At 72.6% G+C, this 18,056-nt stretch carries 12 protein-coding genes; 1 reads left to right on the plus strand and 11 read right to left on the minus strand.

Annotation, left to right across the window (positions count from 1 at the left end; all coding sequences use genetic code 11):
* Window positions 1-18 precede the first annotated feature (18 nt).
* From ACFYMP_RS17760 to ACFYMP_RS17790, 7 genes are all read right to left on the minus strand, one after another.
* A complete protein-coding gene (locus ACFYMP_RS17760) occupies window positions 19-1,026 on the minus strand; it encodes an N-acetylglucosamine kinase (RefSeq protein ID WP_388857789.1) in 1,008 nt (335 codons plus the stop codon).
* Complete coding sequence (locus tag ACFYMP_RS17765) at window positions 1,023-2,159, minus strand: 3-dehydroquinate synthase family protein (RefSeq protein ID WP_388857792.1); 1,137 nt, start codon at window positions 2,157-2,159, stop codon at window positions 1,023-1,025. Before ACFYMP_RS17765 ends, ACFYMP_RS17760 begins: the two co-directional genes overlap by 4 nt.
* Entirely contained in the window at window positions 2,156-4,039 is a 1,884-nt protein-coding gene (locus ACFYMP_RS17770; protein WP_388857795.1) for a hypothetical protein, read from the minus strand. The genes ACFYMP_RS17765 and ACFYMP_RS17770 overlap by 4 nt, the downstream gene beginning before the upstream one ends.
* Window positions 4,039-5,595 (minus strand): AMP-binding protein, encoded by a 1,557-nt coding sequence (locus ACFYMP_RS17775; RefSeq protein ID WP_388857798.1) that lies wholly within the window; start codon window positions 5,593-5,595, stop codon window positions 4,039-4,041. Before ACFYMP_RS17775 ends, ACFYMP_RS17770 begins: the two co-directional genes overlap by 1 nt.
* Complete coding sequence (locus tag ACFYMP_RS17780; RefSeq protein ID WP_388857801.1) at window positions 5,592-6,602, minus strand: sugar phosphate nucleotidyltransferase; 1,011 nt, start codon at window positions 6,600-6,602, stop codon at window positions 5,592-5,594. The genes ACFYMP_RS17775 and ACFYMP_RS17780 overlap by 4 nt, the downstream gene beginning before the upstream one ends.
* Before the next feature lie 81 nt (window positions 6,603-6,683).
* A complete protein-coding gene (locus ACFYMP_RS17785) occupies window positions 6,684-8,231 on the minus strand; it encodes a condensation domain-containing protein (protein WP_388857804.1) in 1,548 nt (515 codons plus the stop codon).
* Between the two features lie 177 nt (window positions 8,232-8,408).
* Window positions 8,409-9,659, minus strand: a complete 1,251-nt coding sequence (locus ACFYMP_RS17790) for an XRE family transcriptional regulator (protein WP_388857807.1) — start codon at window positions 9,657-9,659, stop codon at window positions 8,409-8,411.
* Window positions 9,660-10,497: 838 nt separating this feature from the next.
* On the opposite strand from ACFYMP_RS17790, the gene ACFYMP_RS17795 reads away from it, so the two are divergent.
* A complete protein-coding gene (locus tag ACFYMP_RS17795) occupies window positions 10,498-10,749 on the plus strand; it encodes a hypothetical protein (protein ID WP_388857810.1) in 252 nt (83 codons plus the stop codon).
* Between the two features lie 142 nt (window positions 10,750-10,891).
* Here the strand turns inward: ACFYMP_RS17795 and ACFYMP_RS17800 are convergent, their stop codons facing one another.
* From ACFYMP_RS17800 to ACFYMP_RS17815, 4 genes are all read right to left on the minus strand, one after another.
* Window positions 10,892-12,214, minus strand: a complete 1,323-nt coding sequence (locus ACFYMP_RS17800; protein ID WP_388857813.1) for an MFS transporter — start codon at window positions 12,212-12,214, stop codon at window positions 10,892-10,894.
* 98 nt (window positions 12,215-12,312) lie between these two features.
* Window positions 12,313-14,112, minus strand: coding sequence for a Scr1 family TA system antitoxin-like transcriptional regulator (locus ACFYMP_RS17805; protein WP_388857816.1), 1,800 nt, complete (start codon window positions 14,110-14,112; stop codon window positions 12,313-12,315).
* A gap of 4 nt (window positions 14,113-14,116) precedes the next feature.
* Complete coding sequence (locus ACFYMP_RS17810) at window positions 14,117-16,984, minus strand: phosphotransferase (protein ID WP_388857819.1); 2,868 nt, start codon at window positions 16,982-16,984, stop codon at window positions 14,117-14,119.
* A gap of 85 nt (window positions 16,985-17,069) precedes the next feature.
* Entirely contained in the window at window positions 17,070-17,669 is a 600-nt protein-coding gene (locus ACFYMP_RS17815; RefSeq protein WP_388857822.1) for a type II CAAX prenyl endopeptidase Rce1 family protein, read from the minus strand.
* Between the last annotated feature and the right edge of the window lie 387 nt (window positions 17,670-18,056).

Here is an 18,056-nt window from a genome sequence, read left to right on the forward strand (position 1 = left end):
CCCCAGCGCACCGCGCGGTCACGGCCCGCTTCCCGGGATGGGGTCGGCGTGCACGGGCATGGCCCGGCCCAGGGCCGCAATCGCCGCCGGGCCCTGCCACAGGCTGAGCAGGTTCACTAGGCCCGGCCCTGGGGCCGAAGCCACCCGGGGAACAACGCCGTCACCGAACTGTGCGCGGGCCCGGCTGAGGAACCGCTCGCGCAGGATGTCGGAGTGGAGCAGGGAACCGGACAGGACGAGCGCGGGCGGTGCCGCCGTGCCGAGGCCGACGGCGCGGCAGACCGCCCCGGCTCCTTCGACCAGCTCTCGGGCGGCGTCGTCGAGCAGCGCGGCCGCCACCGGATCGCCGGCGCGGGCCGTCTCGAGCACGAACGGCGCGAACGAAGCGACGTACGGCTTGCGGGCGGCGTCGCCGTGTATCGCATGGAAGAGACTCTCGCCGAGGGAAGCGTCCGTGTCGGGGCTTGGCGGGCACCATCGGCGCGCGGCGTCGACGAGCGCGGTGGCGGGGCCGCGCCCGTCCTGAGACCGGACGACGGCTCGCAGTGCGCGGGCCGCCAGGTCATGACCGCCGCCCTCGTCGGACAGCAGCCATTCCAGCCCGGAGGCCCGCGCCCAGCGGTCGCCGTTGCGGGCGGCGAACCCGGTGCCCGTGCCGCAGATCACCACGCACCGCGGGCCGTCGCCGTCGAGCAGCAGCGGCACGATGTCGTTGGTGACCAGCACCGGGACGGGCGGGTGGCCGGCGGTGGCCATCGCCCGCCGGATCAGGGCGGCGAACTCGTCGGCGCAGCCGCGGGTGGAAGCGGCGCCATGGGCGGCGACGACTCCCCGCAGCGTTCCGCTGCGGGGGAGGGCGCGGATCAGCTCGGCCAGGGTGTCGTGTGCCTGGTCGTGGCCCACGGAGCGGGGGTTGGTCGAGGACCCTTCCCCCTCGGCGCGGACGGAGCCGAAGGTGGCCAGGGCAGCCCAGGTGCGGCTCCCGCCGCCCTCGATCAGCAGCCAGTACGGATCGGGATCGCTCACGGGCGGGCCGCCAGCTCGGAGACGGCCTTGTCGTAGGAGGCGCGGTCGAGGTCGTCGGTCACGGTGCAGTGGCCGGGTGTGCGGGGCAGGACCAGGTGAAGCGGGCCTCCGCGGACGCGGCGGACCGTGCCCATCCCTTCCCAGGTGCGCTCCCGCATCGCCTCGGGCAAAACGGCGGGAAGCCGATAAGCATCGAGGAGACGCAGGATCCGGTCCCGCTCGTCCAGGGCCGTGACGCCGGCTAGGTGGGCGTGCGCGGCCGCAGCCGCCATGCCGACGGCGACGGCTTCGCCGTGCAGGACCCGGTAGCCGGTGGCTGCCTCGTAGGGGTGCCCGATGCAGTGGCCGAGGTTCAGCAGCCGCCGCAAGTCGCCCTGCTCGAACGGATCCTCCGCCAGGAGACGCAGCTTGGCGGCGATGGCAGCGCGCACGATCCCGGTCAGCGCCTGCCCGGTCGGCAGCTGGTCGGGGTGCTGCTCCAGGACGTGGAACAGGTCGTCCGTGTCGTCGATGAGCGCCACCTTGATGACCTCGGCCAGGCCGTTGCGGACGTGCCGCTCGGGCAGCGTGCCGGTCAGCAGCGGGTCGACGAAGACGGCCGCGGGATGGTGGAACGCTCCGAGAAGGTTCTTCGCGCCGTTGTCGTCGAGTCCGCCCTTGCCACCGATCGCCGCGTCGACCTGGGCGAGGACCGTGGTGGGCAGCAAGGCGTAGGGGATGCCGCGCATGTACCCGGCGGCGGCGGTGGTCGCCAGGTCGCACACCATGCCACCGCCCACCGCCAACAGCAGGGTGCGCCGGGAGGCACAGTGGCGGTGCAGGGCGCGGTGCAGGGCGCGCAGCCCGCGCGGGGACTTGCTCGCCTCGCCGGCCGGGACCGGCACCACCTGGAAGGGCCGGCCGGTGGACAGCACGGCGGCGGTGACAGCGCCGAGATGGTACTCGGCGGCGCCGGTGTCGACGGCGATCACCACGTCGGGGCTCTCCAGCCGGTCCAGGACGTCGGTGAGAAGCCCGGCCAGGCCGCTGAGTAGCCCTTCGTCGACGTCGACGGTGTAGCTGTCGACCCGGTGCGCCCTGACCTGGATCGGGCCCTGGTCACGGAAGGACAGACCAAGGTGCGAGGAGGTCATGCCAGCTCCTTGAGGATGCGGGCGACGAGCGCGTCCGTGGTCAGGCCGGCCGCCTCGTACAGGGCGTTCTGCGGCCAGCCGGCGATGCCGTACGTGTCGACGCCGATGGCCAGCCCGTTCTCGCCCAGCAGGTGGCCGAGGAAGCTGCTGGGAGCGTTGTGGATGCTGACGGCCCGTACCCCGGGCGGCAAGAACTGGGCACGCTGGTCCGCGTTGAGACGGGCGAAGCGGCTGTAGCTGAAGATCTCCACGACCCGGACGGTGTGGCCGTGGGCGTGCAGCTGCTCGGCGCTTTGGAGGGCACGCTCGCGCAGCGCCCCGGCAGTCACCAGGACGAGGTCGGGGTCGGCGGCGTCGGCGAGTGTCCAGGCGCCGGTGTCGGCCGGGCGGGCGGCGAGTTCGGTGAGGCTGTGGCGGACGGGCACGGCTTCGTGCGGCAGCCGCAGGTAGGCGGGGCGGCCGGAGGCGAGGGCTTCGGCCGCCAGGACCTTGGCCGTGTTGATGTCGGCGGCCTCGAACAGCTCCAGTTGGGGGATGGCGGCGAGCGCGGTCAGGCAGCCATCGGACTGCACCATGGGGCCGAGCGGGTCACCCAGACCCCCGGAGGTGCCCACCAGCAGAACGGGCAACTGGGGGAAGGCGATTGACTCACGGATCTGGTCGAGCATCCGCCAGTAGAAACCCTCCATGGAGAACAGCACCGGCCACAGTCCGGCGCTCGCCGCGCCGGCGGCCAGGGAGGCCGCGTCCTGCTCGGCGATGGCGCACTGCAGCACGTCCGCGCCGGGGGTGCCCCACGTCCAGGACCCGACCTGCTCCATCCGCGCGAGGAGGCCGCTGTTGCGGATGGCGTCGGGGGCCATCCACAGCAGGGGCAGCCCGGCGAGCTCCTGGGCGAGGTCCCCGCCGAGAGCCTTCTTCGCCACGACCTCGGCCCCGTCGGGGTGTCCGGCGAGCTGGCCGAGGAGCTCGGCGCGGGAGGGCCGGACCGGCGCGGTCACTGCCGGGCGCGTTCCGGAGGCGGCACGGGCCCGGGCGGCGTGGGGGTGGTGACGGTCGATGACGGCGAGGGCCGCCTCGATGAGCGCGCCGGTGTCCCAGTCGGGCAGGTGCTCCTCCTCGACCTCCGCAGACAGGGTGTTGGAGCCCTCGACCTCGGGGGCCAGGCCCCGGCCCTTGACGGTGTTGAGGATGAGCGCGGTCGGCCGGTCGGTGTCGGCGCGCAGCTCCTGGGCGATGGCGCCGATGTCGTGCCCGTCCAGGTCCACCGCGCGCCAGCCGAACGCGGCGAACTTCTGCGCCCACTGCGTGCGGTCGAGCTTGATGACGCTGCCGGAGCCGTTCGCGTCGACGAGCGCCACCAGATTCTTCAGGCCGAGCCGGGCGGCGGTCATCGCCGCCTCCCACACCTGGCCCTCGGTGCACTCGCCGTCCCCGAGTACGACGAAGGTCCGGGTGCCGAGGCCGTCGCGCCGGTCGGCGAGGGCGGTGCCGACCCCGAAGGACAGGCCCTGGCCGAGGGCGCCGGTGCTCATCTCCATGCCCGGCACGCTCCCGCGGACCGGCATGCGGGGTACCGGGTGGCCGACCTGCCCGAAGCCGGTCGCGTCCTGCCACGTCATCTGGGGCATCGCGCCGAGCGTCCACAGCGCGGCGTACCAGCCGGCGGCGGCGTGGCCCTTGGAGTAGATGAGCCGGTCGCGGACCGGGCCCGGCTCGGCGAGGGTGGTGGCGCCGCAGAAGTACAGGGCGGTGATCGCCTCGATGGCGGAGGAGGCTCCGCCCGGGTGCTTGTTGGCGGCGAAGGCGAAGGCGCGCAGGCCGCGGGCGAGGGTCGTCAGGTCCTGCGGGGCCGGCGGGGACTGGGGTGAAGTACGCATCAGGAGGTGTCCTTGGGATGGGAGACCGCAGGCGTGATGCCGTGCGGGACGGAGGGTGGGGTGGTGGTGAGGCGGGGGCGGTCGAGCTTGCCGCTGGCCGAGGTGCGCGGCAGCGCGTCCACGGCCAGCAGCCGGGAGGGGACAGCGGCCGCCGGGAGGTGGTCGAGGAGGGCCGCGCGCAGGCCGTCCGGGATCCGGTTCTGGCCGGCGGACAGCACCAGATGCGCGGTCAGGCGCGGCGGCGCCCCGTCGACGCCGGGTTCGGCGGTGACGGCGGCCTGGTCGATGCCGGGCTGGGCTTCAAGGGCCGCTTCCACGCCGTGGAGGTGGAACCGGACGCCGTGGATCTTGATCTGGTCGTCGCTGCGGCCGTGGAAGTGGAGCAGGCCGTCCTCGTCGACGCTGCCGAGATCGCCGGTGCGGTAGGTGACCTCGCCGTCGGGGCCGAAGGAGAACCGGGCGGCCGTGAGGGCCTCTTCGCCGAGGTAGCCGCTGGTGCCGCAATCGGTGCGGATGACGATCTCGCCCACCACGTGCGCCGGGACGCGCACGCCGGGCGGGTCCTCGATCCACGCTGCGCTGCCGGGGATCGGGCGGCCCAGTGGCTGGATGCCGGGCACCGGGCGGTCGACCGGGTGCCAGCAGCGGATGAGGGTCGTCTCGGTCGGCCCGTACTGATTGACGATCACGCCCCGGTAGTCGAGGTGGGCCCGCCACCGGCGGATGAGCGTGTCGGTGAGCGGCTCGCCACTGAACAGCACAGTCCTCAGCTGCGGCAGACGTATCCCCTCGGGCGCGAAGTGCAGCCAGGCGCGGGCGACGGTCGGCACCGTGTGCACCAGCGTGGATCCGGCATCGGCGAGCCACGCCAGGATGTCGCCGGGCGGCAAGGGCCCTGGCGGGGGCAGGCACAGACGGGCCCCGGCCGTGAGCGGAAGGAGCACCTCTCTCAGGGACATGTCGAAGCCGACCCCGGCCAGGTGCGGGACCCGGTCGTCCGGCGTGACGTCCAGGGTGGCGGCGAGCCACGGCAGGAAGGCGGCGAGGCTCCGGTGACGGCCCAGGATCGCCTTGGGCTCCCCGGTGCTGCCCGAGGTGAAGAACACGTACCCCGCCTCCGTCGGCCCCGGAGGGGGCGGAGAGTCGAGGGCCGGGCGGGGTGCGCGCGGTTCTCCGGAGACGGACAGCACCGGGATACCGGGGTGGGCGCGGGCGTCGACGTCTTGGCCGCGCAGGTCCCATCCGGCTTTGCCGCAGGTGAGCATGTCGGTGCGGGCGGCCGGGGAGAGCGCGGCATCCAGGGGGAGCAGGACGCAGCGGTGCGCCAGCACCGCCACCCACGCGGCGGCCGCAGGCATGCCTCGATGCGCGGTGACCGCGACGACCTGCCCGGGGCGCACACCGGCGGCCCGGAGCTCGGCGGCGACACCGGCCACCGCGTGCTCCAGCTCCCGGTAGGTCCACCGGCGCTCCCCCTGCTCCACGGCGACGGCGTCCGGCGTACGGGCGCACCAGGCCAGGACCTGAGCGGCGACGGAGGGAACCGGGCCCGTCATCGTCCGGCCGCCAGCCGCAGCAGCACATCGCGCGCACCGGCTGGGTCGCCGACGATCTCCTCGGTGACCCGAGTGCCGGCGTCGACCTGGGCGCCCGGCAAGACGAGGGCGCCGTTGAGGTGGACTCCCGCACCGATGCGGGCGTGCGGGCCGATCACGGCCGGGCCCGTGAGGCGCACATCCGCGGCGATCTGGGCTCCTTCACCGATCAGGACCTGCTCACCCACGTGAGCGCTCGGGTCGATCCGGGCTCCAGTGCCGAGAGTTGACGCCACTTCCAGCGGGGACAACCTGGCGGCGGCCTCCTGGTTGCCGGTGAGGAGCTTGGCCGGGGTGCCGATGTCCCGGAGGTAGATCTCGCCCGCGTCGAACAGTCCCAGAGCCAGGCCGGGCATCGGCAGGGCGGGCAGGGTCTGGCTGGAGAAGTCGGTGAAGCCGTGCGCGGGTATCCAGTCGAGGACGTCCGGTTCGACGATCCACGCTCCGGTCGATCCCCGCAGGCGGCCGGTGCCGCCCGGCTTGAACCGGTAGGCGGCGGCGGCGGTGCCCGGCCGGGCGGGATCGGGCACGAGGACGTCTCCGGACCACTGGGCCCCGTCCCGCGCGACGACGGCCACGGTCACCGCTGCGCCGACCGCGTGGTGGTGGCCGACGAGCCGGGCGAGGTCGACCGAGGAGACGATGTCGGCGGGCACCACAAGTACCGGGCCGCCGCCGAAGAAGGCGGCCTGCTGGCGCAGGCAGCCTCCGGTTCCCGCCGCGGCGGCCTCGGGCAGCCACCGCACCGGCGTACCAACGGGCGTGCTGGAGCCGATGATCCGCCGGAAGAGCGTCATGTCGGCCACGGGGACGATCACCCCGATCTCTTCGACGCCGGCGCGGTCCAGGTGATCGAGCACCCATGAGAGGACCGGCCGGTTCGCCACCGGGGCCAGCGGTTTGGGCAGCGTGGGCGTGAGCGGCCGTAGGCGGCTGCCCTGTCCGCCTGCCAGTACGAGAGCTTTCATCGGTGCGTCCTTCCCCCAGCGCCCGCACGCGGCGGTGCGCCCCAGGACAGGCGGCCCGCGTTCAGCGGACCGGTCGCTGGTCTAGTGGTTCGTGAGAGCGATGTGCTGATCCGGGCCCGCCGCGAACGCGCGCTGTGCCCGGTCGAACTCGCCCAGCAGCCCGGCCACTGCATTCCGGCCGAGCACATCGGTGCGGTAGGTCACCGCTCCGGCCAAGGCGCCGCCGACCCGGGTCAGGCCGACACTCAGGTGACGCCGTGCGCTGGCCGCGCCGGTCACGGGCACGGCGCGCAGCCGCTGTCCGCCCAGGACCGGCAACTGCGCGAGCCCGGGGACCGTGTTGAGCGAGAACTTCACGTTCGCCATGTCCGGCCGATCCAGGTCGAAGAGGGTCTTCTCCAGGTGCAGTTCGCGATGCTCGTCGGCCGCACGCCAGGACTGCTTGACCCGGTCGATCAGGTCAGCCACCGTCCCGGCCGGCAGACGGGTACGGGTGAAGCGGCCGTTGACGAAGAAGCCGGCGACATCCTGCGTACCCGGCGCGGTCCGGCTGGCGGTGGCGCTGGCGACCAGGACATCGTCGGTGCCGGCCCAGCGGCCCACGGCGAGGTTGAACAGGGCGAGGAGTACCTCGAACAGCGACGCTCCGGCCGCCCGGGCCCAGGCCTCGAGTGCGGCAACCCGCGCGTCGGGAATGTGGACCGGCAGCCGGGCGGCGGGCCCTGCGGGCCCGGCGTCACCTCGGGCTCCCGGCAGGCGCATTCCGTCAGCGGGGAAGCCGTCGGCCGACTCCCGCCAGAAATCCAGGTGCCGGGCGTAGGTGTCTCCGGTGAGGTGGGTGCGCTGCCAGCGGGCGTAGTCGGAGTACGCAAGCTCCGGTGCTCCCTCGGTGTTCGGGGAGGCGTACAGGGCGGACAGGTCTTGGAGAAGCAGTCCCCAGGACCAGGGGTCCATCACCATCTGGTGGGCCGCGAGTACGAGGCGCACACCATCCGCGCCCCGTACCAACCCGACGCGGACCAAGGGCTCATCAAGAGCGATCGGGGCGGACGCCCAGCGGTCCGTCTCCTGCCCGGCCCCGCCCCCGGGGGCGGCGATCGTCTCCAGGGCTGGTTGTGCCGCGGTGGAGACGTCTTGGACGCGTTCGCCACCGTGGCGGGCGAGTCGGGTGGCGAGTACGGGATGCCGCTCCGGCATCCGCTCCCACGCAGCCTGAAGCCGGCCGATGTCGACCGTGGGGTCCATCGCGACCGCGTAGGCCACCTGATACCGGTGGTTCCCTCCGATGTGGGCGATGACGTCCAACAGTCCCTCCTGCTGGAAGGAAAGGGGGTGGTGCCCCTGCCTCGGCTGCGTCACCGGCGCACTGATGCCCGCCGTCGCGGCCTGCAGCAGGGACCGGACGCCGTCCTCGAACCGCGGGTGGCGGTAGAGCCACCCGGCCGGGAGAGGTCGGCCGGTCGCCCGGCTGACGGCGCTGGCCACGGCGAGCGCGGTCAGCGAATCACCCCCGGCCTCGAAGAAGTCCTCGTCCGTCGTCACGGGGCGACCAAGGACCGTCTCCCAGATGGGACGCACCAGGCCGGCGAGGCGGAGCTCGTCCGGCGGTGGCGTCACAGACGGGGCCATAGCCCTTTTTCCCTTCGTCACGGAACACCGCGTGGCTGTACGGGGGCCAGAACCCGAACAGGCACGCGGGGCCGGGAGTTCGTCCGGCGATGCGAGTTGACCGCATCGACGCGTAGCGCCACCAGAGGCACCGGCGTTGCGGTACGGGCGCAACACCCCGGCGCGCAGCGAGGCGGCCTACTCCTTCGGCAGGCCGTTCAGAAGTTGCTGCAGATCAGGAAGGCCGTCGGCGGTCGGATACCGCAGGGTGAGCCGGTAGTGGACGTGCTCAGCCCGGGTACGGACCGACTGGACGATCCGGCCTTCGGCCAGCGCCGCTGTCGCGGCGTCGATGGCCGCCCGCGGGTCGCCGAGGGAGGTATGGGCGAGAGCGAGGTCGAGGCGTGCGATCGCCAGGCGCGTGGGTGCCTGGTACGGAAGAGGCATGGCTTCGTACCGCTGGATCGCCTCAAGAGCGGACTCCAGCGCCCTTTCGTGCTGTCCCAGCCACACCATGGAGGACGCGCCGTAGGAGGTGACCACTGCCGCGTCCACGCTGAAGAGCCCCGCGCGGTGCGGCGGCAGTCGGTCGCTCTCGTGTCTCACGCGGCGCATGGTCTCCTCGAACTGCGCGGCCTGGCCGAGTTTGGCGTACACGCGCGCCAGCTGGGCCAGCAGCCGGAGGGCGACCCTGCTCCCCGGCGGTGCGACGGCCAGCCCCCGGGTCGCCGCGGCCAGGGCATCCACATCACGGCCGGAGTAGAGGGCGTCGGTGCAGCGGACGTCCTCCGCCCACGCACCGATCTCCAGGTCGCCGGCCTGATGTCCCTGCTCCCACGCGTCGTCGCAGTAGGCGTCGACGAAGCCGCGGTCGCCCAGATCGTGCGCGAGCCACGCGAGGACGACCGAGAGCATCCCGGCGTGACGGGACAGATCCCGGCCTTCGCGCAGGGTATGGCGTCTCTGCGTCAGGAGTGATGCGGCACGCTCCCGGAGGGGGGCGACTTTCTCCCACAGCTTCGCCGGGGGGTGGGCTGAGTAGGTCGCGGAGAACTGGGCCACGGACAGCTCCAGGTCCTCGATGTCCCCGGCCCGCAGCTCGCTGATCCGGGACGAGCGGGTGTAGGACCGTACGGTCTCGAGACTGGCCCCCATGCCCAGAAGGCCCTGGGGGGAGGCGGCTGCTGGAACGGGCGCGTCGTCGGGCAAGGCCGACCGCAGCCCCAGATCCGCCGGCGTCAGTGACCGGTCGAGCTTGAGATATCCGGTGAACAACTCCGCCAAGAGCTCCGGCACCGGGTCCTTGGGCTGCTCACCGTCCGAGGCCCAGTGCGACACTCGCGCACGACCTGTCGCGATCTGGTGGTGTCCTCGCTGGCGGGCGAGAGCCGTGAGGTCTTGGGCGATCTGCCCGTACGAGCGCCCCGACCTCTCGATGGCGCTCTGCAACTGAGGGTTCGGCTTCTTCTCCCGAACCCGGCGCCCGGACCCCTTTGAGACTCCTCCCGCCAGGACGGCAGGTTCGCCTCCACGGCTGCTGGTCGGCGCCAGAGGCGTCGAATCGCGGGCAGTGCCACCAGCCATGATCTTCTCCGGTGAGTAAGAGAGGAACTGCGTCCGCAGATCCGAGCAACGGTCGTGACGACGAGAAGGGCGAACCGGGAACACCGCGGGACCACCGCAGAGCCGCGCGGCGCACCCTGGCACTGAGTCGAGACGGTGGCGGGCCAAGACGCTGGCCCAGCGGTTGAGAAGGCGGCGGTGGCTGTCTTCCACCATGCGCTGTTGCCTGATACACCGTCATGGCCGATGGTGTGTACGAGCATTGAGGCATCTGCGCAATGTCCGTCTGAGGCGGCGGGCCGCGCCTGGGCCGTAAGGTCGCCGACGGACAACGCTTCGTCAACGCAGTCATCTGATTGCGCCTCCCTCGTTCGGGTTGTTGCAGTACCGGATCCCCGGCCCGGCATCGCCACCAGCTGCTGGCAGGGGACCGGCCGACCACACCGACACCGCGGCCCGCAGCGCGTGAATCGGCTGATGGAGGCGATGAACGCAGTAACCGACACCGGTTCTTCAGGTCGAGGGACACCAGTTCGGCATCGCACAGGCGGGGCGCAGTGCCGACCGGCTGGCGCCGCGCCGGGTAGGGATGCCCGTCGCATAAAGTGCGAGCGCACGGGTGCCTACGTCGTTCACCAAAAGATGATCTTGGGCGTCTTCGTTCTCGTTTTCGCGGGCATCCCTCGGGCCGCACCACCAGGAGGAATCAGTGTCATCCCCGCAAGTGATCACCCCCGAGGAGCAACTCGCCGAAGCGAAGAGGCAGCTAGGTTTCCCGGGTATTGTCGTGATTTGCGGCTCCATGCGTTTCGTGGCTGAAATGGCCGAGGTGGAGCTACGGGAGACCATTGCTCGGCCCGGAAAGATTGTCTTCAAGCCGGTGGGCGACGGGCTTTTGTCCGATCCTGTCGAGGGTGAGGCGCTGAAGGTTCGACTCGACAATCTGCATCGGTGGAGGATCGACCCCGACGCCTGACCCGAGGACTCGCCCCGCGCCCCTGGCCGGCACCTCGCTGCAATTGACCGTCTGGCAGCCCCGTGGCGATGCGAGCGGGCTCAAGGAGATGCCGAACGGCCGCCGGGCGCCGGTTGGGCCGGTGTGAGAGGGGATGCCTCCTTCATGGCCGGGCCCCCTCCCGGTCTGTCGGGAGATGCGGTGAGGCGATCGTGGTGCGCACCGATACCAGCGAATCGGCCATCGGGGTGGGCGGGGCGGTATCGGCGGTCGGGGGCGGGGGGTGGGGGATGGTGCGCAGCCGGCCGGCGGGGGAGAGGGCGGTCACAGCGCAGGCGCTGCAGGCCAGGATCAGTGCGGCTGCCAGGGCGGGGCGGGCGCCCCAGAGCGTGACGCCGGCGCCGGCGGCGAGGGGGACGAGCGGTAGGGGCAGGCGGGTGAGCCAGCTGCCGGTCGCGTGCTGCCGGCCCTGCATCTCAGGCCGGCAGACGGCCTGGCGGACGGAGCGTGAGTGCACGGTCAGTGCCGCGGACGCCGCCTGCCGCACCGCGAGTGTTGCGGCGAGCGCGATCTGCCAGCCTGGCCCGGGGCCGGCGATGATCAGGGGAATCTGGCTGAGCGGGATGAGCGCAGCGCTGGCGACCAGGCACCGCCCCACACCCCAGGACCCCAGCGCTGAGGCCAGGGGGACGGCGGCCAGGGAGCCAGCCACCGCCCCGGCAGCCCCGCACCCCGCCACCCAGGCCACTGTGGTCGCGGACCAGTGGAGCTGCTGCACGACGATGAGGAGCCGCAGCGTCTCGACGGCCGTCATGGTGGACGAGAGCAGGAGGTTGACGGCGACCAGATCGCGCAGCATGCGCTGGCCCAGCAGGTAGCGCAGGCCGGCGCGGATCTCATGCCGTGGCGTGCTGCCGGCCGCGCGGGGGGCCGGGGCCGGTTCGGGGATGGTGATGCGGCTGATGGCCCAGGCCGCGGCCAGCCGGGCTACGACCGCCACCCCCAGAGTGCGGGAGGCCCCCGCGACGGCGCTCACCCCCGAGGTGAGGTAGGCGCCCGCGGTCTGCGACAGTGCGGATGCCGCGCCGCTGCGCGCGGTGGCGGTGAGCGGGCTGCCGTCGGAAAGTGTGGGCAGGTAACTGACTGCGGCGATCGAGGCGATGTCCGTCAGAGCCGCCGCCGAGACAGCCGTGCAGTACAGCAGCGGCATCGTGAGCAGGCCCAGGGCGGCGGCCACCGGGATAGTGGCCAGTGCCGCGGCGCCCAGGACGCTGCTGACGGCGATCACGGTGCGTTTGCGGCAGCGGTCGGTGAGGACACCCGCGAGCAGGGACGTGACGGCCAAGGGGGCCTCCTGGGCCGCGATCAGGAGGGTGACCTCCAGGGTCGTGGCGTGCAGGACCGTCAGCGCTACCAGCGGCAGGGCGAGGCCGGTCACGGATGTCCCGGCGCTCTCCGCCGCGACGGACACGAGGTAGTACGACACGTCGCCGCGCGTGGCCCGGCTTGCGCCGGGCCTTCGCCGGGCGAAGAAGTGCAGGCGTGGTGTGGTGTGGGCGCCGGTTTTCCGGGCGCGGGGCCGGGTCACCGGGACGTCTCCCCTGCTCGCCGGGCGCGCGGGCAGGGGGCACCGGCGGAGCGCGCGTGCTTGCGTAGGGCGCTGCGCAGCAGCGGCCTGGCCTTTTCGCCGCTCACTGCCTCCCGCCGCAGCTGGTCAAAGGCGCGGCGTAGTGCCCGGACGGTTTCGGCGTCAGTGATCTGCTGTGGCCCCAGGGTGGACAGTTGTGTTCCGGCACCGGGGTGCAGGACGAACGCGGCCGGGGGCAGGAGGGGGAGGTGCAGCCTCGCGGGCAGCACCGCGAGATCCACGGCCGGATGGCGCAGCAGCGCCAGCAGGTAGCGCAGTTGTTCCTCCATGGCCGCGGCGGAGCCGGTGACGCGGGTGAGGGCCTGCTCGGCTATGACCGCTATGACCGCGCTGTAGTTGCCGGAGCCTCGCGCAGTAGTGACGGAGGGGAGTGCGTCGTCCTCGTCGTGCCGGAGCGCTGCGGGCAGTCGCAGGACACTCGCGTGGTACTGGGGCGCGCGCAGCGGAGGAGGTATCAGCTCGGGAGCCCAGCACGCGATGCGCAGGGCCGGCGTGGTGCGGCCTGTGTCCGGCGGGGCGGGGTGGGCGATCCTGTGCGCGACGGCGTGCGCGCGCAGTTGGACGCTGCTGGAGCAGTGCAGGACCTCCTGGAGCATCTGGAGATGCGCGCAAACCTCCGTGGTGCTCATGCTGACGGACTCGGCGATCTGCCGGGGGGTATGGCCAAGGACGTGCTGCTCAAAGACGGCCTGCTCCTCGGACGTCAGGTGGACGGGCATCGGGAGCAGATGGGGGAGGTCGTCGGGGGTGGCGACGCCATACAGGACAGCGAGCTGCGCCATGTGCGCGGCACGGGCGCGGACGCGGGTGCGTAGCCGGGGGATGACCTGGGCCTCGACCGTGCCAGTGTCCGGGGCGTGGCCTTGCGCGAGCATCCGCCATGCCGTGATGTCCTCGGCGTCCAGCGCGGCGGGGAGCTGCAGCGTGTGCAGCAGAGCGGGGGTGGTGCTGGGCGGCAGCGGGGCGACGTCGAGGCCCGCTGCCCGGGGACGAGCTCCGGTACGGCGCGCGAGAGGGGCGATGGGGTGCACGGGGACGGCGATGCCGGTCACGCGGTGCAGGACGTCGGCCAGTCGCAGCGCAACATCTGCCGGGTCGCCAGTGCCATTGGCAGGCAAAAATGGCATGAACATGAAGGAGGATATTCCTGCCGTTGGCAGGGCGAGGCGGGTGGCGAGGTAGGCAGCCGAGCGTAGGGACAGTCGTGGCAGCCGTATCCCTGCGGGCTCCTCGCAGGGCAGCGGGATCGCGGTGGGCGAGGGCGTACCGCGGTAGGGGTAGGAGATCGCGGCGCGCAGGCGATGGGCAAGGGCGGCCTGGACAGGTGCCACCAGCAGCAGCCGGTCTGTCAGGGTGCGCAGCGTCTGGCTGGAGAGGTCGTGGATGAGGACGGTCTCGCCGCTGCTGACGCGGGCGCTGACGCCCAGGCACGTCAGCGCGTGGTGCAAGGCGGGACGCGCGCCCGTGACGGGTGCAGCCGGTGCACTGGCGCGGAGGAGCTGGGCGAGCCGGTCGGCGCCCTGCGGGTCCAGGGACAGCGTGCAGCGGTCAAGGCTGCGCGTTCCCCGGGCCTTGATCCCGAAAAGGGCGAGAGCGCTGACAAGCTCCGCCGTGTCGTGCCGCAGCCAGGTCCGGGAAAGCTGCCCCGGGCCGGGCAGGGAGGCACTCGCGGCGCGGCCGGCGCCCGGCCCAGGCTGCTGCGGCACGCGAGGCGGAAGGGGGGTGGTGGCATGCATGGTGTCAGTCCTGGAAGCAGAGGGCGGGGGCCAGGATGTCGGCGATCTCCTTGAGAGAGGGCCGGGTGTCCGGGTCCGGTGAAAGGGCGGCCTCAACGGCCTCCCCCAGGAGGCCGGGCACGCGCGCGCCATGCCGTCGCCCCGCCACCGTGGCCCGGCGGAAGAGGGTGTAGGACTCGGCGGTGTAGGGCGGGGGCGCATCGGTGGGCGGATGGCCGGTGACCGCGTGGTGGACACTCGCCCCCCAGCTGTAGGTGTCGCCCGCCCGCGTTGGCGCGGGCGGTTCACCCTCCAGCACACCGAGCGACATCTCGGGGGGCTCGTAGCGCGCGTTGGCCCCGGGGTAGGGGTAGCGCACCTCCTCAGGCAGTTGCTGCGCCCCACGGGACTGCGCGACCGCCAGGTCCAGCAGGCGCGTGACGCCGCACTCGTCAAGGACCACATGCTCCGGGGCCATGTCCGCGTGCACCCATCCCTGCTCGTGCAGGGCGGCCAGGGCGCCCGCGGCGCCTGCCGCCGCGGTCAGCAGCCGGGGAAGCCCGGCCCGGGCGGCGCCGAACAGGTCCTCGCCCTCGTGCCAGTCCCGCAGGCACCACGTGCTGGTGCGGCCGGGCAGGTAGCCCCACTGGGCGCGCGCGCCCAGCCGTTTAAGGACCTCGGCCTCGTAGGCCGGAGCGTGCCCCGCCCATCGCGCCTCCATGGACGACCACCCCCTCTTGACAGCTACGCGCCGCCCGGACTCCAGTGCCGCCCGCCAGATGACGGACGCGGACTGCACGCGCACCAGCTGCACGTCGCGGAGCGCCGCTCCCACATCGGGGGGGCGCCGGGCAGCCTGCACCGCGGTGGACGACCAGTGGGCCGGCGAGCGCCGCGGGCGCAAAACCGGGTGCTGGGGCGGGGCCGTGTCCGGGGTGTTCCGGGCGTTCAGCACACCCAGGGACCACAGGGCCATCACTCGGCGCCCCTCCAGCGCGGCCCCCTCGGGCGCCCCGCTGATCCACGCACTGCGCGTCAGTTCCCTGAAGACGCGGGCCAGACGCTGGGTGAGGACGGCCTCCGGGAGAGAGGAGCCGTACAGCCAGGCACGAAGCGCCGTGCGCTCGGGCGGCGTGAGGGGCAGCGAGCCCTGGCGCGCCGGTGGATGGATGCTCCCGTTCACCAACGCCGCGTGCGTGACCTGCTGACGTGACATCTTTTTGTCGGCGCCCAGCACAGGGCGCAGCGAGCGCTCCAGCTGCCGGAGGCGCTGGGAGTGGGCCGCGGCCGTGAGGTGCAGGCGTCGTGCGGTGTCCTGCCGGGCCTCGCCCCACACGTACCCGGGCAGGACGGAGCGGCGGGCCGGCGTCAACTCGACCACGCCGGCGGACGGGCCCGGCTTGGCGGCCGTGACAAGGCGGCGCACTGCACCGCTCCCGGCCGGGGAGAGCAGACCGGCGCTCCAGGCCGCCCGGACCAGCGTTTCGTCCGGCTGACTGCCTGGGACGGGACAGGTCAAGTAGCGGGACGCCCGCTCGGCGGCCGCACGCAGCTTGGTCATCTCGGCCTGCACCTGGGCGACTGTCACATTCAGGCAGGCGGCGACCTGGGAGGGGGACAGGCCCTGCGCCCACAGTTCGCTCACGGCTCGCAGGAGCGGTGTGAAGTACTGGATGTACACCTGAAGGCAGAGCTGGGGACGGCTCACCAGGCCGGTGAGGTAAAGGCCGTGCGTCACGGCTCGTGCGGGCGCCGGCACATCCTGGGCTGCGGCCCACAGCGCGGGCTGGACCAGGGCGGCGAGGCCGCTGAGGCCGACGCCGCGACTGGCCTGCTGGGCGCCGTGCTCCTGTAGGCGAGCTTCCTCCCCGGCTGTCGGGCTGCGCAGGGCCAGAGCCGATGGCCGCATCGACCTCAGCTCCTCCACGTCAAAATCGCCCGGGATCGTCCGACGCCTGGGCCTGGAGACCACAGGCGGGCGGTTTCTCTTCTCCCGGCACAGGCGGGCCAGGACGATCTGCCCCTCCCGCAGGGTGTCCGCGTCTTGGCGCTGGCCCCCCTCCGTCAGGGCGGCGACAGCGTCCAGAGCAGCCAGGGCCCGGCAGTCAGCGAGATCCTCCCCGCTGGGCGCTCCTCCCAGCCCCGCGTAGAAGGCCGCCTTGACGTCAGGGTGCTCCTGGGGGAGCAGCCGGTACTCGCACAGCGCCAGGTCACTGAGGCGGTGACCTGCGTGCGCACGCCCGAAGTCGAGGAGCACTAGCCGCCGCGACGCAGGAACCCACACCCAATTGCGGCACGTGTAATCCCCGTGGCACACACGCATATCCGCCATCCGCGGCTCGTGCTCGGTCGCGCGCACCAGCGCTTCCACCTGCGGGCGGGTGAGGTGCAGCCGGGCGGCCTGCTCGAGCATGGCCTGCCGGCGCCCGGCCCAATCCGCCGGTGGTGAACCGCGCAAGGCGTCGGGCGGGGTGAGCGCGGCCAGCTCGGTGAGCAACCGCCCCGCCTGACGGAACTGGTCGACTCGCTGATCGAGCAAGGGCCCGCCTCTGTGCGCCGGGGACATCTGGTGCACCGCTGCGCCCGGCAAGGCGCTGATCAGGAGCCACTGGGTGTCCGTGTCATGCGCGGCCAGAGGGGCCACACGACCGGGCAGACGCGGGCCGAGATGCTCGTAGAAGATGACCTCGGCGCGGTGGGACTCGGACGTGGCGTGCCATTTCGCGTACCACTGCCGGTATCTGGTGTCCGTGAGCTGCCACAGGGTCGCATTGCCGCGCGGGTCCTGCCGCACCACCTGCGCCATGGCAAGGTCACCACCCGCCTTGCTCAGGAGACGGCGCACCGGGTCGGGTGGTAGGGCGCTCGGCGCGCAGGCGGCGGATTTGGGCACGGCAGACTCCAAGCAGAGGGGTGGATGGCGGGGGAGCGGGGAGGCCACCGGGCGAGGGGATCTCAGCCGGGGCGCGGTTCGGTAGTCACTCCAGCGCCCTCTCGTCGGTAGCTCCTGCGACGGGGAGGTCTCGCGTGATGCCGGGACCCGCCTGCCTGGTGGCCTCTCTGGCGGCGTACTCCTTCTCGACCGTGGCGCGGCGCTCCGCGTAGGTGTAGGCGATGATCCAGCCGCTCCCCACTCCGGCGACGATCGCGGTGTGCATCAGGGGGGACGCGTGCAGCAGGCTCGGCAGCGTGGTGGTGAGGTCCCACACGGTGTGGCCAATGATCAGCGGGAGGACGCGTCCGTAGCGCAGGTACAGGCGGACGCGCATGACCCCATACGCGATCATGCCAAGAGCTGGAAGGCCGAGATAGCCGTGAATCAGGACCTCGATCAAGGTGACGACCCCGTAGACGGCCCAGCGTGGACTGCGGGCCGCTGTCATGAGGGTGGTCAGGGCGCCTACGAGCACGATGTCCTCCACCGCCACGCTGCCCACCACGGCGAGCAGCCCGTCCGCCGGGCTGCTCAGGCCGAGAGCATCCAGCTGATCCTGCTGCGGCAGACCCGGAATCGCCGCGATCTGCAGGCCCGCCGACAGCACGTTGACCAGTGCTATGCCGGTAAAGCACGCCAGCACGCTGAAGACGGCGCCGCGCCATGTGTGCATGCGGTCGGCCGCCGCCGCTGTGGGGCTCCCCCAGCCGAGCCGGAGGCCGTGAGCCTGGCAAATTTCCCATGCCAGCCACGCGAGCACTACCCCTCTCCAGGCCGTGCCGAGAGCACCCGCACCGGGCACGGACGAGAGCACACCGAGGTAGCCGGCCGCCACCGCAGCGCATCGCTGCAGTACCTGCTGCCTGCGGCTCCCGCCGCCCAAAGAGCGCGTAGTACGGACAATCACTCGCCAGCTGAGCCAGCCCAGCATCACTACCGCCGTCAGGGCGTGTCCCACGGCGACGATCGCGGCCGGTCGCGGCCCCCACTCCACGCCAGCCGATGTCCCGGCTGCAAGGAGCGCGCGGGC

This window comes from Streptomyces sp. NPDC007088 (genome assembly GCF_042869355.1).
Lineage (GTDB): Bacteria > Actinomycetota > Actinomycetes > Streptomycetales > Streptomycetaceae > Streptomyces.

What these genes read in the sequence shown, in the direction of transcription:
- ACFYMP_RS17765 (WP_388857792.1), bottom strand. Translation starts at nt 2,159, where the DNA reads ATGACCTCCTCGCACCTTGGTCTGTCCTTCCGTGACCAGGGCCCGATC.
- ACFYMP_RS17770 (WP_388857795.1), bottom strand. Translation starts at nt 4,039, where the DNA reads ATGCGTACTTCACCCCAGTCCCCGCCGGCCCCGCAGGACCTGACGACC.
- ACFYMP_RS17775 (WP_388857798.1), bottom strand. Translation starts at nt 5,595, where the DNA reads ATGACGGGCCCGGTTCCCTCCGTCGCCGCTCAGGTCCTGGCCTGGTGC.
- ACFYMP_RS17780 (WP_388857801.1), bottom strand. Translation starts at nt 6,602, where the DNA reads ATGAAAGCTCTCGTACTGGCAGGCGGACAGGGCAGCCGCCTACGGCCG.
- ACFYMP_RS17785 (WP_388857804.1), bottom strand. Translation starts at nt 8,231, where the DNA reads ATGGCCCCGTCTGTGACGCCACCGCCGGACGAGCTCCGCCTCGCCGGC.
- ACFYMP_RS17805 (WP_388857816.1), bottom strand. Translation starts at nt 14,112, where the DNA reads ATGCATGCCACCACCCCCCTTCCGCCTCGCGTGCCGCAGCAGCCTGGG.